Raw genomic sequence first — 13,610 nt, forward strand, 5'->3', positions numbered from 1 at the left:
GCACCTGAACCCCCCCGGCACCGGACGCCCACCGCGCTCGGACAGCCACCGCGCACCACCCCCGACGAGCCGCCCCACCCCAGGAGGCCAGCCCATGACACCAGGCCACGCACCGGACGTGCTCAGCGCCCCGCTCGTCGTGGAATTCCCCTTCACCCGCTCGCTCGGCCCCGTGCAGAGCGCCTTCCTCACCGGGCTGCGCGAGCGCACCGTGCTCGGCGTGCGGACCGCCGAAGGCCGCGTCCTCGTACCCCCCGTCGAGTACGACCCGGTCACCGCGGCCGAGGTGCGCGACCTGGTCGAGGTCGGCGCCACCGGCACCGTCACCACCTGGGCCTGGAATCCCGACCCGCGCCCCAACCAGCCGCTGGCCACGCCCTTCGCCTGGGTCCTGGTCCGCCTCGACGGCGCCGACACCGCCCTGCTGCACGCGCTCGACGCCGCCGCGCCCGAGGACGTCAGCACCGGCATGCGCGTCGCGATCCGCTGGGCCGGGCAACGCCAGGGCGCCATCACCGACATCGCCTGCTTCGAGCCGTACGACGACGGCCGTACGCGCGGCGCGGCCACCGCCCACGACGGCGTCTTCACCGACCCCGTCACCGGCATCGTCGCCCCCGCCCGCCTCGACTACACCTACTCGCCCGGCCGCGCCCAGACCGGCTACCTGCGCGCCGCCGAGGACCGGCGGATCGTCGGCGAGCGCTGCCCGTCCTGCCGCAAGGTCTACGTCCCGCCGCGCGGCGCCTGCCCCACCTGCGGCGTCGCCACCGAGGAAGAGGTCGAGGTCGGCCCGCGCGGCACAGTCACCACCTTCTGCATCGTCAACATCAAGAGCGCCCACCTGAAGGCCATGGACATAGAAGTCCCGTACGTCTACGCGCACATCGCGCTCGACGGCGCCGACCTCCCGCTGCACGGACGGATCGCCGGAATGCCGTACGACCAGGTGCGGATGGGCCTGCGGGTGGAGGCGGTCTGGACCGAGGGCGGACGCTACCCCGACCACTACCGCCCCACCGGGGAACCGGACGCCGAATACGACACCTACCGGGAGCTGGTCTAGATGCCCGACGTCGCCATCGTCGCCTTCGCGCAGTCCCGCCACCGCGCGCGCACCGACGAGGTCTCCGAGGTCGAACTGCTGATGCCCGTCCTGCACGACGCGCTCGGGCAGACCGGACTGGCCACCAGCGAGATCGACTTCACCTGCTCGGGCTCCGCCGACTACCTCGCGGGACGCGCCTTCTCCTTCACCATGGCGCTGGACGGCGTCGGCGCCTGGCCGCCGATCTCCGAGTCCCACGTCGAGACCGACGGCGCCTGGGCGCTGTACGAGGCGTGGGTGCGGATCCTCACCGGCGAGGCCGAGACCGCGCTCGTCTACTCCTACGGCAAGTCCTCGCCCGGCGACCTGCGTTCGGTCCTCACCCGGCAGCTCGACCCGTACTACATGGCGCCGCTGTGGCCCGACTCCGTCGCGCTCGCCGCCCTCCAGGCCCGGGCGCTGATCGACGCGGGAGCCACCGACGAGCGCGAGCTGGCCGGTATCGCCGCCCGCAGCCGCGCCGCCGCCCGCACCAACCCGAACGCGCAGCTCACCACCGCGCCCGCAGCCGACGACCCCTATGTCGTACGCCCGTTGCGCCGCGCCGACTGCCCGCCGGTCGGCGACGGGGCCGCGGCCGTGGTGCTCGCGGCGGGGGACACCGCCCGGCGGCTGTGCGCGCGGCCCGCCTGGATCCGGGGCATGGACCACCGCATCGAGGCCCCCTCGCTCGGCGTCCGCGACCTCACCGACTCGCCCTCGACGCGGCTCGCGGCCGAGCGGGCCGGAGCCTTCGACGCGCCCGTGGACACCGCGGAGCTGCACGCGCCCTTCACCTCGCAGGAGGTCGTCCTGCGCAAGGTGCTGCGGCTCGGCCCCGACGTGGCCGTCAACCCCTCCGGCGGGCCGCTCGCCGCCAATCCGATGATGGCCGCCGGGCTGATCAGGCTCGGCGAGGCGGCGGCCCGCATCCACCGCGGCGACTCGGACCGCGCACTGGCCCACGCCACCTCGGGCCCCTGCCTCCAGCAGAATCTCGTGGCCGTCCTGGAAGGGGAGTAACCCATGCCCAAGGAGCCCGTGGCCGTCGTCGGCGTCGGCCAGACCAAACACGTCGCCGCGCGCCACGACGTGTCCATCGCGGGACTCGTCCGCGAGGCCGCCCGCCGCGCGCTCGACGACGCCGAACTGGACTGGGCGGACGTCGACGCCGTCGTGATCGGCAAGGCGCCCGACTTCTTCGAGGGCGTCATGATGCCGGAGCTGTATCTGGCCGACGCGCTCGGCGCGGTCGGCAAACCGATGCTGCGGGTGCACACCGCGGGTTCGGTCGGCGGCTCCACCGCGCTGGTCGCCGCAGGACTGGTCGCCGCACGCGTCCACCGCACCGTGCTGACCGTCGCGTTCGAGAAGCAGTCGGAGTCCAACGCCATGTGGGGCCTGTCGCTGCCGATCCCCTTCCAGCAGCCGCTGCTGGCGGGCGCGGGCGGCTTCTTCGCACCGCACGTGCGCGCCTACATGCGCCGTACCGGAGCGCCCGCCGCCGTCGGCTCGCTCGTCGCCTACAAGGACCGCCGCAACGCCCTGCTCAACCCCTACGCGCACCTGCACGAGACCGACATCACCCTGGAGAAGGTGCGCTCCTCGCCGATGCTCTGGGACCCGATCCGCTACTCCGAGACCTGCCCGTCCTCCGACGGCGCCTGCGCGATGGTGCTCACCGACACCGCGGGCGCGGACCGGGCGCCGCGACCGGCCGCCTGGATGCACGGCGGCGCCATGCGCAGCGAACCCACGATGTTCGCGGGCAAGGACTACGTCAGCCCGCGGGCCGGCCGGGACTGCGCGGCCGACGTCTTCCGGCAGGCCGGGATCACCGCGCCGCGCCGCGAGATCGACGCCGTCGAGATGTACGTGCCCTTCTCCTGGTACGAGCCGATGTGGCTGGAGAATCTGGGCTTCGCCGACGAGGCCGAGGGCTGGAAACTCACCGAGTCCGGCGTCACGGAGCTGGGCGGCGACCTGCCGGTCAACCCCTCGGGCGGCGTGCTGTCCACCAACCCGATCGGCGCGTCCGGCATGATCCGCTTCGCCGAGGCGGCCCTTCAGGTACGCGGCGAGGCCGGGGAGCACCAGGTCCCCGGCGCCAGGCGGGCCCTGGGACACGCCTACGGCGGCGGGTCGCAGTTCTTCTCCATGTGGGTGGTGGGCAGCGAGCCCCCCACTACCTGAAGTACACCGTGCGCCGGGTGGTTTCCGCGGACTTGTGCGGGCTCCGGATCCGGTGGATAGGCTGGAGGACGGACGACGACGTAGGAGGAGAGCGGACGTGGCCGAAAGCACCATCGGACAGCCGTTGGCCAACGGGAAGAAGCCGCAGGTCGACTTGACGGACGCGGAGTGGCTTTCCAGCAGCCAGGGCACCGGCGACGTACAGATCGCCTTTGTCGAGGGCTACATCGCGATGCGGGACGGGCGCAACCCCGACGGGCCCGCCCTGATCTTCACCCCCGCCGAGTGGCGCGCCTTCGTACTGGGCGCGCGGGACGGCGAGTTCGACCTCACCTGAGCCCAGCACGGGCGGACGGCATCGGCCGCCGCCCACCCGCGGCCGGGAGGCTTCCGCCGCCCGCCGCGGGTCACCGTGGTCAGCGGGCCCGCTACGGCCAACTGCCCAGCGTCGGCAGCGGATCGCCGGTCAGCGCCCGCGGCGGCACCCGTCCGGCCAGCCAGGCCGCCAGGTCGGTCAGCCGACCCCGTACGAGCACGGGTGTGCCCTGGCCCCGCGTGAACGACCAGGTGTCGTCCGCCGCGTCCCCCGGCGTGCCAAGCGTGAGCCGTATCCCGTCCGGCACCCGCGCGGACAGGAAGTCGACCAGGTGCGTACACAACTCGGGGGACCAGTCCGCCGGGGTCGGGCCGAGCAGCGCGTCCGCCGTGTGGATCTCCAGCTCGCGCCACCAGGCGAGCCCCGCCGTGGTCACCGTGCCGTCGCGGTAGCTCACCGGCCGGTCCCAGTCGTCCGGGCCGACCGCGGCCCAGGACGCCTCGATCTCGTCCAGCGCGTCGCCGAGCGCGGCGGTCAGCACCGGTGCGGAGCGGCCGTGCCCGGCCTCGATGGCCGCGTCCCGGCCGCTGCGACCGCCGTCGTACACCTCGATCAGCTTGCCGCGCAGCGCGTAGCGCGCCTGCCGGGCCAGCGCGAGGCCGACGCCCTCGATATGCGTCAGGACATGGCCGCGGGTCCAGCCTGGCAGCGCGCTGGGGGCGCGGACGGCGGCGTCGTCGAGACCGTCGAGCAGCGTGCGCAGCCGGGTCTGCCCCGCGTCGAGCACAGCCGCGAGCGCGGGTCCTCCGGCCGTCGGGCCGGTCGTGGGTCCGGTCACGGCCACAGCAGACCTCGCTCCCAACCACCCTCGGTGCGGACGTAGTTGACTCTGGTGTGTCTGCGGTCGCGGTCGCCCTGCCAGAACTCGACACTGTCCGCGCGCAGCGTGTGGAGCGCCCAGCCGGGGGCCACCAGGTCCGGGTCGCGCTCGATCCGCCCCGCGGCCTCCCGCACAGCCGCGTCGCGGGTGGCGAGGTCGGTCAGGGGTGCGCTCTGGCGGCCGAGCAGCGCTTCGGCGCGGGCGCCGGGGGAGCGCGCCAGGAAGTCCGCCGCGCTCGCCTCGGGGCCCGCGGTCTCGACCCGGCCGCGAATCCGCACCTGGCGGGCGAGCGGCGACCAGTAGAAGGTGAGCGCCGCCGCGGGGTGGGCGGCCAGTTCGCGGCCCTTGCGGCTGCCGGTGTCGGAGGCGAACTCCCAGCCCGCCGCCGACACGTTCTTGACGATGAGCACGCGGGCGGCGGGGTCGCCGTCGGCGCCCAGCGTGGAGACCGTCATGGCGTGCGGTTCGCGGACCCCGGCCGCGACGGCCGCCAGCAGCCACTCGATGAACAACTCATGCGGATCCGCGGGCAGTTCCGCGATGTCGAAAGGCGGCAGGTCGCCGTCGAACACATCGAGACCGCGCAGGATCTCGCGGAGGTCGGACACAGGTACCCCCTCAGTCGTTAATGGCTTATGGCGACGATAGCATTAGGGCATGACCGGTGATCATCTCGCGCTCGACCTCGCCGTCACCATCCGGCACGACGGCCACGGCGGCGTCGCCGACGACCTCGCGGACCCCGCCGGACTGACCCGGTGGGTGCGCGAGCACGCCGACGCGCTCAGCGGCGTTCTCGGTGAAGTGCCGGGCTCGGCGGCGCGGTTCACCGCCGACGAGGCCGCGCGCACCGCCGTCGTCGCGGTGCGTACGGCGGTCCGCGCGCTCTTCGCCCGCGCCGTGCTGCCCGGTCCGCCCAGCCGCGCGGACGCCGGACGACTGCCGTCGGCCCGGCAGGCGCTCGACCGGCTGAACACCGCGTCCGCCCTGGTCCCCGTCGCCCCGCGCCTGGACTGGCCGGACGGCGCGGAACCCGCGGCGGCTCACACCGTGTCCGCCGACGCGGCTCCGGCCGACCGGCTGGCCGCCGCCCTCGCCCGCGCCGCCATCGCCTTCCTCGCCGGACCCGAGCGCGTGCTGCTGCGCGCCTGCCCCGCCCCGCGCTGCGTCCGCTACTTCGTCAAGGAGCACGCCCGCCAGGAGTGGTGCAAACCGTCCTGCGGCAACCGCGCCCGCGTCGCCCGCCATCACGCGCGGCAGCGCGAGGAGCGGGCTGGGCAGGGGAGTTGACCGGAGGGAGGGGGTGACGCGCGGATCGAGCCGGTGTGCGCGCCGAGTCGAGGCCGGCTCGAGTCGAGGCCCGCGTCGAGCTGAGGCGCGGGGCGAGTTGGGGCCCGCGTCGGATTGAGGTGCGCGGCGAGTGGGGCCCGCGTCGGATTGAGGTGCGCGGCGAGCCGATGAGCGAGAGGCGCCGACATCCCGCGGGGGCTGACGCGCGCACGAGGGGCGTACGGCAGGACCCGCGGACGAGACGGCGCGTTACGGCGGGTAAGGGGGGCGCACATGGGGCGCACGGGTGCTCCAGTGCGGTGCGGGGACTGCGGTGCCTGGTGGGACGACCGTCTCGCGTGGCAGTCTCGCCCGTGTTGGGCGGCGGGAAGATCTCCCAGGTCGCCGCCGCTCCCGCCGTGCCGGTCACGTCCCCTGCCAGTGGCGAACCGGCACGGCCGTCCCCCTTACACAGCGGAGCCGACGGCGTACGCTGTGAGGCCACCGGTCGGCTGTCCGTCCTGCACGTCCCCGCATGTCGTGCGCCGGGCGCACACCACCGGCAGGCAGGGGGGTTGACCATGTCGCAGCGCCACTCGCGCAACCGGCGCGCGCTGCTCGAACGAGACGCCGAACTCGTCGCCGTGGACGAGGCGTTGAGCGATCTCACCGGCTTAGGCGCCGACGACGACGCCGGTACGGACGCGGGCATCGCCGCGCGCCCCGCCGAACGGCACGGCGGGCTCATCGCCTTCGCCGCGTCCGCCGGCCTCGGCAAGACCACACTGCTCACCGAAGTACGCCGCAGGGCCGCGGAACGCGGCTGCACCGTACTGTCCGCACGCGGCGGCGACCAGGAGCAGCAGGTCGCCTTCCACGTCGCGCGGCAACTGCTGCAACCCCAGCTCGTCGGAGCCCCGGAGACGGAAATCCGCGCCAGGCTCGGCAGTTGGTACGGCATCGTCGGCCCGGCCCTCGGACTGTGCACGGCGGAAGGCGCCGCCCCCGACCCGCAGGGTCTGCGCGACGGCCTGGACTGGGTCCTCACCCACATCGCCGTCCAACGCGCGCCCGTCGTACTGGTGTTGGACGACGCGCACTGGGCCGACCCGCAGTCGCTCAACTGGCTCGCCGCCTTCGCGCCGCGCGCCGACGAACTGGCGCTGCTCATCGTCGTCGCCTACCGGCCGGACGAACTCCCGCCGGGCGCCGAGTCGTTCCGCGGCCTGCCCGGCCGGGCGGGACACCGCCCGATCGGCCTCGAACCGCTCACCGCGACCGCCATCCGCCACCTGATCAGGGAGTCGGTCGGCGCGCACGCCGACGAGGCGTTCTGCCGCGAGTGCTGGGCGGTCACCGCCGGAAACCCCTTCGAAGCCGTCGAGTTGGCCGAGAAGGTCCGCGACCGGGGGCTGCGCCCCGACGAGTCCAGCGCCCACCTGCTGCGCGACCTGGCCGCCGCGGCCAAGGGCAGCGGTCTGATCGCGCGGCTCGAACGCCTGGGCCCCTCCACCGTCCGCCTCGCCTGGGCCGCCGCCGTCCTCGGCACGGAGATCTCCCCGACGCTGGCCGCCACCGTCGCGGGACTCGGCCGCGAGGAGGCCGCCGACTGCGCCGACCGGCTGCGCGACGCCCGTATCGTCACCGGCAGTGGCACCCTGGAGTTCGTCCACCCGCTGATCGCCACCGCCGTCTACCGGGCGATCCCGGACGCCGTACGCGTCGCCTTGCACGGTCAGGCCGCCTGGTCGGTGGTCGACGAGGGCCTCGGCCCGGCCGCCGCGGCCCGCCATCTGCTGGAGACCCACCCCGAGGGCGATCCCTGGGTGGTCGCCCAACTGCGCGCCGCCGCACGGGAGACGCTGCGCGCGGGCGCCCCCGAGGCGGCCCGCGCGTACCTGGGCCGCGCCCTGCGCGAACCCCCGCCGCCCGAGGACCGGGCCGCCGTGCTCTACGAACTGGGCTCCGCCTCCCAGCTCCTGGAGCCCTCGGTCACCGTCAACCACCTGCGGGCCGCGCTCGAAGAGCCGATCACCGACCCCGAACTGCGCGACGGCATCGTCTTCCGGCTCTCCCAGTCCCTCGCCCACAGCGACCGGCTCGGCGAGGCCGCCGACGTCGTCGCGCACGCCGCCCGTACCGCCACCGGCGCCCGCACCAGGCTGCGGATGCAGGCGGAACAGTTCATGTGGGACGCCTTCCGCGCCGACGAACCCGACTCGCCCAGCCGCTCCCGGCGGCTGGCCAGGCTCGCCGACCGGCTCACCGGCCGCGACCTCACCGAGCGGTACATCATCGGCCTGCGCGCCTGGGACGCCACCTTGCGCGGCGAGCCCACGACCACCGTCCTGCGCCACGCGGGCCGCGCCTTGGACGGCGGCCTGCCCTGGGCCAATGAGGGCTGGGGCTTCGAGGTCCCCGTCCTGGTCGCCATGACCTACATGTACGCCGACCAGCCGGGCCGCGCCGAGGAGCTGTTCACCACCGGCATCGCGGGCTTCGAGCGGCACGGCTGGCGCGGCGCCCACCTGTCCTTCGGCTATCTGCTGCTCGGCTACCTGCGCTACCGCCGCGGGCGGCTCGCGGAGGCCGAGGACTTCGCCCGCGACGGGCTGCGGCTGGCCGAGCGGGTCGGCCGCGGCACCCCCGTCCAGTGGTACTCGGTGGCCGTCCTCATCGAGATCCTGCTGGCCCGCGGCCGGACCGAGGAAGCCGTCGCGCTCGCCGCCGCGTACGACTTCCGGGAGCCGTTCCCCGCGGCCGTCACCTTCCCCGACGCCCAGGCCGTGCACGGCGAACTGCTGCTCGCCCAGGGGCGGTACAAAGAAGCCGTCGCCGAACTGACCGGCGTCGGCGGCAGGCTCGACCCGCGCGGGATGCGCAACCCCGCCTGGAGCCCCTGGCAACTGCACCTCGCGCTCGCCGAGGCGCACGACACCCCCGAGCGGGCCAGGGCGACCGCGCTGGACGCCGTCGCCCGCGCCCGCCAGTTCGGCGCCGCCTCCGCCGTCGGCCACGCGCTGCGGGTCGCCGCCGAGGTCACCGGCGGCCCGGACGGGCTGAAGCTGCTGGAGGAGTCCGTCGACCGGCTGGAGGAGTCGCCCTCCGCGCACCAGCTCGCCTGCTCGCTCGTCGCCCACGGCGCCGCGCTGCGCCGGGCGGGACAGCCAGAGCGGGCCGCGGAACAGCTCCACCGCGGACTCGACACCGCCCGGACGTGCGGCGCGGACGGACTGGCCGACCGGGCCGGCCAGGAGCTGGAGCTGGCCGGGCTGCGCCCGCGGCACCCGCACTCGGCCGACTCCGACGCCCTCACCGCCCGCGAGCACGCCGCCGCCCTGCGCGCCGCACAGAGCGAGGACCACCGCCGGATCGCCGCCGCCCTCGGCACCGGCGAGCGCGACGTCGTCCGCACCCTGAACGCCGTCTACCGCAAGCTCGGCACCGACCCCACCGGGCTGCCGGAAGCCCTGCGTAAAATCCCCACGGCGCCCGCGCCGCCGGACGACGACGCCTACGGTCGCTGACGGCCGGGGGAGCGGCCCGGGGGCGGCCCGCCGTACGGGATCGCACCGGCCGGGGCGGCACGCGACCAGGGCACGGAAGGGGCGCGGGCCCGGTCCCCGGCGGCGGTCGCTACCCGTACGATGGCGGCATGTCCTTCCTCCGCCGCCGTAGCGCAGCCACGCCCACCGGGCCGGACTTCGATGTCCTCGCGATGGACCCGGGGGACTGGCCCGGCGACCTCGGCGCCGGGCTGCTGCCCGGCCCCGACGGCAGTTGCCAGGGCATCTATCTGCGCTACGACCTGTTCGGCGGACGCGGCCCCGCGATGCTGATCGGCAACCTCCCGGTCGGCTCGCCCGCCCGCGAGCTGGACGACGGCCAGGTGCCCTTCGAGGTCGCCCAGCTCCTCGCGGCGCTCGGCAACGACGAACCGGCCGAGGTCACCGGGATCGAGGACACCCCCGTGATGCACGGCGACAGCCTGCTGATCGTGCGCCGGATCAAGATCTCCGAGTCGCGGGTCGCCTGCGCCCAGTTCGACCGCAGCGACGGCGTCCAGGTCACCATCGCCACCTGGGACCGGCCGATCACCGACGATCTGTACCAGCTTCTGAAGCCGCTGCCCGCGGAGATGTTCCAGGCGGGCTGAGACCCGGCGTACACACACACCTTCCGCGGGGCGGACGCGCAGGACGCGGACGCGACAGTACGCCCAGGACACGCACGGTTCGGCACACGCACGCTTCGCGACACGGGCGCGACAGGACACGGCGAAGGGCGGCACCGGAATCCCGGTGCCGCCCTTCCCCCGCTACCCTCGGGCCCGCCGCCGCGGGCCCGGCGGACTCAGCGCGGAGCGCCCAGCACCGACGGCAGCAAGGTCACGTCGGAGGCCATCACGTACTCCACCCGGTGGCCGAGCTGGATCTCGTAGTAGAGCTGCTTCCCGCGCACCACCTTCTGGTTGCTGGTGTCGAAGGAGGTCGAGTAGAAGTACTCGCCCGGCACCACATTGCCGACCACGTACCGCTGTCCGGCCGGGATCGCGTACGGCATCGGGAAGATGCCCTGCACCGGCACGTCCGCCGGATACGCCGCCGCCTCCGGGTACGCGCGGCCGTAGACCGGGATGCTCGCCAGCCCCTTCTTCGGGGTGATCACCAGGCCGATCGAGTTGACGGCCGTCGGCCGCGACGCCGGGTTGTGGAACCACGCCTTCTGGCCGAGGTACCACACCGCAGTCCAGTCGCCCTGCCGCTCGGCCACCGCGAACTGCTGGCCCGCGGAGGCCCGCGCGCCCACGTCATTGACGCCCGTGGTGCTCGCGCCGGTCGCGCCGTGCAGCCCGATGTCCTTGACCAGCGGCGCGTCCTCGCTCGGCGCCGTGTACAGCCGGACCGCGTCGGAGCCGTGCGCGGGACAGACCGCCGCGGCCGTCACACAGCCGGTGTAGACCGGCTGGTTGGTGTCGTAGTCGGGGGCGATGGTGACCACGCCGCCCCAGGCGCCGGCGGTCGCGCGCAGGGGGGGCGCCCATCAGCGCCATGTAGTGACCCCAGTCCCAGTACGGGCCCGGGTCGGTGTGCATTCCCGAGATGTACGAGGCGGTCGGGCCCGGCACATTGTCGTGCCCGAGGATGTGCTGCCGGTCCAGCGGGATGTGGTATTTCGCCGCCAGGTACTTCACCAGCCGCGCGGACGTGCGGTACATCGACTCCGTGTACCAGGTGCCCGGATCGGTCAGGAAGCCCTCGTGCTCGATGCCGACGGACTTGGAGTTGGTGTACCAGTTGCCCGCGTGCCAGCCGACGTCCTTGGTGTTCAGGTGCTGGGCGATGTGCCCGTCGGAGGAGCGCACGGTGTAGTGCCAGGCCAGATACGTCGGGTCCTGGACGAGCTGGAGGGCGGTGTCCCAGTAGCCCTCGGTGTCGTGGATGACGATCGTGTCGATCTTCTCGGTGTTCGGCCGGTCGGCCTTGTCGTAGTTGCCGTAGTCCCCGCCGCCGGTGTCCTCGTACGGCGCCGGAATCCACTCGCAGCCCAGGCCGCTCGGGCACTCCGTCCCCGCCGCGTTGACCTGCTTCAGGCCGATCCTGGCGGCCTGGCCCGCCGCGGGCCTCACCGCGGGAGCCGCGGCCAGCGTGACCCGCTGCCCGGCGTCGGTGGTCCGCGTCTGCCCCTGCTTCAGGACGTCGAAGACGTCGTCGGCGAAGGCCGCGGCCGTCGCCGTGTCGTCGGCGCCGGAGTAGCGGGCGACCGCCGCGTACCAGTCCGCGGGATCCGAACTCAGCGGCTCGCCCAGCGACTTCTGGGTGTCGGCGAGCAGCGCCGCGCCGCCCGCCACATTCGTCGCCGCGTCCTCGCGCAGCGCACCGGCCGACAGCCCGGTCAGCGTCGCCGCGCGGTCCAGCGTGGTGTACGAGGCGGGCAGCGCGGCCAGATCGGGCGCCTGCGCGGTCGCCGTACTGATCATCGGCCGGGTGTCGTCCCCGCGCCCGTCGTCCGCGCCGTCCCCCATGCCCTTGCTCGGGAAGTCCGCGAGGGCGGTACGGGTGTCGGTCAGATGCATCGGCCCGTAGCCGCCGGTCACACTCGGCATGCCCTGGTGGCCGTCCCAGCGGGACTCCAGATACGACACGCCCAGCAGCACGCTCTGCGGCACGTGGTACGCCTTGGCGGCGTCCGTGAACGCCTGTTGCAGCGAGCCCGCGGCACTCGGGCCGGGCTCGGCCGCGTGGGCGACACCGAACACCGGGAGCAGAGCGGCGGCAGCCGCGGCGGCCGTGGCCATACGCAGCGCGCGCCGTCCACGGCGTCTGTCGGACGGGGGAGCGGATCCTCGCAAAGCAGCCTCCTCCAAGAGATGCCGAACGATCGGCACCACAGAGGTATCGGCTGCCGGAACATCCGTCAACCATCCGTCAGGCATCCGGACACGAGGCCGTCTTCGCACGTCAGCGGCGTATTTCGGAAGTTTCCCCGCTGCGGCGTGCTGGCCTGCTCCTCGTCAGTGGTGTGGACCAGTGGGGCGCGCGGGACGGCGCGCGGAACTCGTGGCCGGCCGCGGTCACGGTGTACCCGTCCGGTCCGCTCCTACCGGGTGCCGACCGCGGCGCGCACCGCCCTGCGGGCCATGCCGCAGTCGTCGTGCAGGCGGCGCAGCAGCAGCCGCTGCTCCTCGCCCGCCTCGGCCGCGCCGGGCGCCACGGGTCCCACGGCCCGCATCGTGCGCTGGACGGCCGTCTCGTAGGTGCGGATCTCCCGGGTCAGCACCAGCATCAGATTGACCAGGAAGGAGTCCCGCGCCGCCGGACCCTGCGCCTGCGCCTGCTGGCTGATCTGCCGCCGCGCCGCCGGGTCGTCGCCGAGCACCGACCACAGCACCGCCAGGTCGTACCCCGGCAGATACCAGCCCGAGTGCTCCCAGTCGACCAGCGAGGGACCCGCGGGCGACAGCAGCACATTCGACAACTGCGCGTCGCCGTGGCAGAACTGCCCCTGCACATGGGCCAGTCCGTGCAGAAGCTGCTGGAGGTCGCCCATGTCCCGGTCGGTCAGCAGCCCCAACTCGTGGTAGCGGTTGATGCGGACGGGATAGTCGATCGGCGCGTCGAAGGAACCGGCGGGCGGGCGCCACATGTTGACGCGCGAGTACGCCGAGAGCGCCGCCCGCACATCGCCCTTGGTCGGCGGCTGCACCGGGTGCCGCTGCGGCGACACCACCCGTCCGGGCATCCGCTCCATCACCAGCACACAGCTCTCGGGGTCCGCGGCGATCAGCCGCGGCACCCGGACCGGCGGCCGGTGCCGGACGAACGTGCGGTAGGCCGCTATCTCCTGGCGGAAACGCTCCGCCCAGGCGGGGGACTGGTCGAGCAGACACTTCGCGACGGCCGGAGCGCGCCCCGAGGTGCCGATCAGCAGCGCGGTACGGCCGCCCCGGCGCAGGAGCTGGACCGGGGCGAACTCGGGGCAGATGCGCTGCACGGCGGCGACGGCGGTGCGCAACTGGGCGCCCTGTGGGCCGGTCAAGTCGAGTCTCCCGCTGAGCGGATGGGAGCTGCCCGCGGGCCGGCCGACGCGCCGTACGGCGGTGGCCTGGCGGGGGCGGAGGGCGGATTCCGCGACGGCGGGGTACGACGGCCGGGGCGGTGCGGACACGGAGGACGATGCCGAATACATGAGGAGAAGCAGATCCCTTCGTGTGCCAACGGTTCAGGGGCGCCACGGCCGGTCCGGTACCGCACCCTGGGGAATGCGGAGACGGACCGGGGTGGCGCGTTCCTACCTGACACCCGGCCGCGGGTGGCACACCACGTAGCGGACCCTGGCGAACCCTGGCGAATAGTCGCGAGGCC

At 74.1% G+C, this 13,610-nt stretch carries 10 protein-coding genes and 1 pseudogene; 7 read left to right on the forward strand and 4 right to left on the reverse strand.

The features are described 5' to 3' along the window. Positions 1–94: 94 nt before the first annotated feature. From ABZX65_RS24860 to ABZX65_RS24875, 4 genes are all read left to right on the forward strand, one after another. Positions 95–1,066, forward strand: a complete 972-nt coding sequence (locus ABZX65_RS24860) for an OB-fold domain-containing protein (RefSeq protein WP_355343988.1) — start codon at positions 95–97, stop codon at positions 1,064–1,066. Then, on the forward strand, positions 1,067–2,110 hold the full coding sequence (locus ABZX65_RS24865) for a thiolase domain-containing protein (RefSeq protein WP_355343991.1): 1,044 nt from the start codon (positions 1,067–1,069) through the stop codon (positions 2,108–2,110). It abuts the gene before it with no gap. Positions 2,111–2,113: 3 nt separating this feature from the next. Beyond that, positions 2,114–3,280, forward strand: coding sequence for a thiolase domain-containing protein (locus tag ABZX65_RS24870; protein ID WP_355343994.1), 1,167 nt, complete (start codon positions 2,114–2,116; stop codon positions 3,278–3,280). A 97-nt stretch (positions 3,281–3,377) separates the two neighbouring features. Continuing rightward, on the forward strand, positions 3,378–3,617 hold the full coding sequence (locus ABZX65_RS24875) for a DUF397 domain-containing protein (protein WP_093716245.1): 240 nt from the start codon (positions 3,378–3,380) through the stop codon (positions 3,615–3,617). Between the two features lie 91 nt (positions 3,618–3,708). Here the strand turns inward: ABZX65_RS24875 and ABZX65_RS24880 are convergent, their stop codons facing one another. Together ABZX65_RS24880 and ABZX65_RS24885 are read right to left on the reverse strand one after the other, a co-directional pair. After that, the gene (locus ABZX65_RS24880; protein ID WP_355343997.1) at positions 3,709–4,434 is read right to left on the reverse strand and encodes a maleylpyruvate isomerase family mycothiol-dependent enzyme; all 726 of its coding nucleotides are present in this window, start codon (positions 4,432–4,434) and stop codon (positions 3,709–3,711) included. Next, positions 4,431–5,084: a pyridoxal 5'-phosphate synthase gene (locus ABZX65_RS24885; protein WP_355344000.1), complete on the reverse strand. Its 654-nt coding sequence runs from the start codon at positions 5,082–5,084 to the stop codon at positions 4,431–4,433. Before ABZX65_RS24885 ends, ABZX65_RS24880 begins: the two co-directional genes overlap by 4 nt. A 49-nt stretch (positions 5,085–5,133) precedes the next feature. On the opposite strand from ABZX65_RS24885, the gene ABZX65_RS24890 reads away from it, so the two are divergent. The 3 genes from ABZX65_RS24890 (at position 5,134) to ABZX65_RS24900 (ending at position 9,901) form a co-directional block, all read left to right on the forward strand. Next, positions 5,134–5,766 (forward strand): CGNR zinc finger domain-containing protein, encoded by a 633-nt coding sequence (locus tag ABZX65_RS24890; RefSeq protein WP_355344003.1) that lies wholly within the window; start codon positions 5,134–5,136, stop codon positions 5,764–5,766. A 560-nt stretch (positions 5,767–6,326) separates the two neighbouring features. Beyond that, a complete protein-coding gene (locus ABZX65_RS24895; protein ID WP_355344006.1) occupies positions 6,327–9,272 on the forward strand; it encodes an AAA family ATPase in 2,946 nt (981 codons plus the stop codon). Between the two features lie 128 nt (positions 9,273–9,400). Beyond that, positions 9,401–9,901 carry a hypothetical protein gene (locus ABZX65_RS24900; protein ID WP_355344009.1) on the forward strand — a complete coding sequence of 167 codons (501 nt, stop codon included), beginning with the start codon at positions 9,401–9,403 and terminating at the stop codon, positions 9,899–9,901. 197 nt (positions 9,902–10,098) lie between these two features. On the opposite strand, the pseudogene ABZX65_RS24905 reads toward ABZX65_RS24900, so the two are convergent. Next, positions 10,099–12,043 (reverse strand): annotated as a pseudogene (locus ABZX65_RS24905) (peptidoglycan recognition family protein). 302 nt (positions 12,044–12,345) lie between these two features. Then, the gene (locus tag ABZX65_RS24910) at positions 12,346–13,434 is read right to left on the reverse strand and encodes an aminoglycoside phosphotransferase family protein (protein WP_355344012.1); all 1,089 of its coding nucleotides are present in this window, start codon (positions 13,432–13,434) and stop codon (positions 12,346–12,348) included. Between the last annotated feature and the right edge of the window lie 176 nt (positions 13,435–13,610).

It is taken from the genome of Streptomyces sp. NPDC003300 (genome assembly GCF_040610915.1).
Classification (GTDB): Bacteria; Actinomycetota; Actinomycetes; order Streptomycetales; family Streptomycetaceae; genus Actinacidiphila.

Coding starts and splice junctions, on each gene's coding strand:
- ABZX65_RS24860 (WP_355343988.1), top strand. CDS start 95: ATGACACCAGGCCACGCACCGGACGTGCTCAGCGCCCCGCTCGTCGTG.
- ABZX65_RS24865 (WP_355343991.1), top strand. CDS start 1,067: ATGCCCGACGTCGCCATCGTCGCCTTCGCGCAGTCCCGCCACCGCGCG.
- ABZX65_RS24870 (WP_355343994.1), top strand. CDS start 2,114: ATGCCCAAGGAGCCCGTGGCCGTCGTCGGCGTCGGCCAGACCAAACAC.
- ABZX65_RS24890 (WP_355344003.1), top strand. CDS start 5,134: ATGACCGGTGATCATCTCGCGCTCGACCTCGCCGTCACCATCCGGCAC.
- ABZX65_RS24895 (WP_355344006.1), top strand. CDS start 6,327: ATGTCGCAGCGCCACTCGCGCAACCGGCGCGCGCTGCTCGAACGAGAC.
- ABZX65_RS24900 (WP_355344009.1), top strand. CDS start 9,401: ATGTCCTTCCTCCGCCGCCGTAGCGCAGCCACGCCCACCGGGCCGGAC.
- ABZX65_RS24910 (WP_355344012.1), bottom strand. CDS start 13,434: ATGTATTCGGCATCGTCCTCCGTGTCCGCACCGCCCCGGCCGTCGTAC.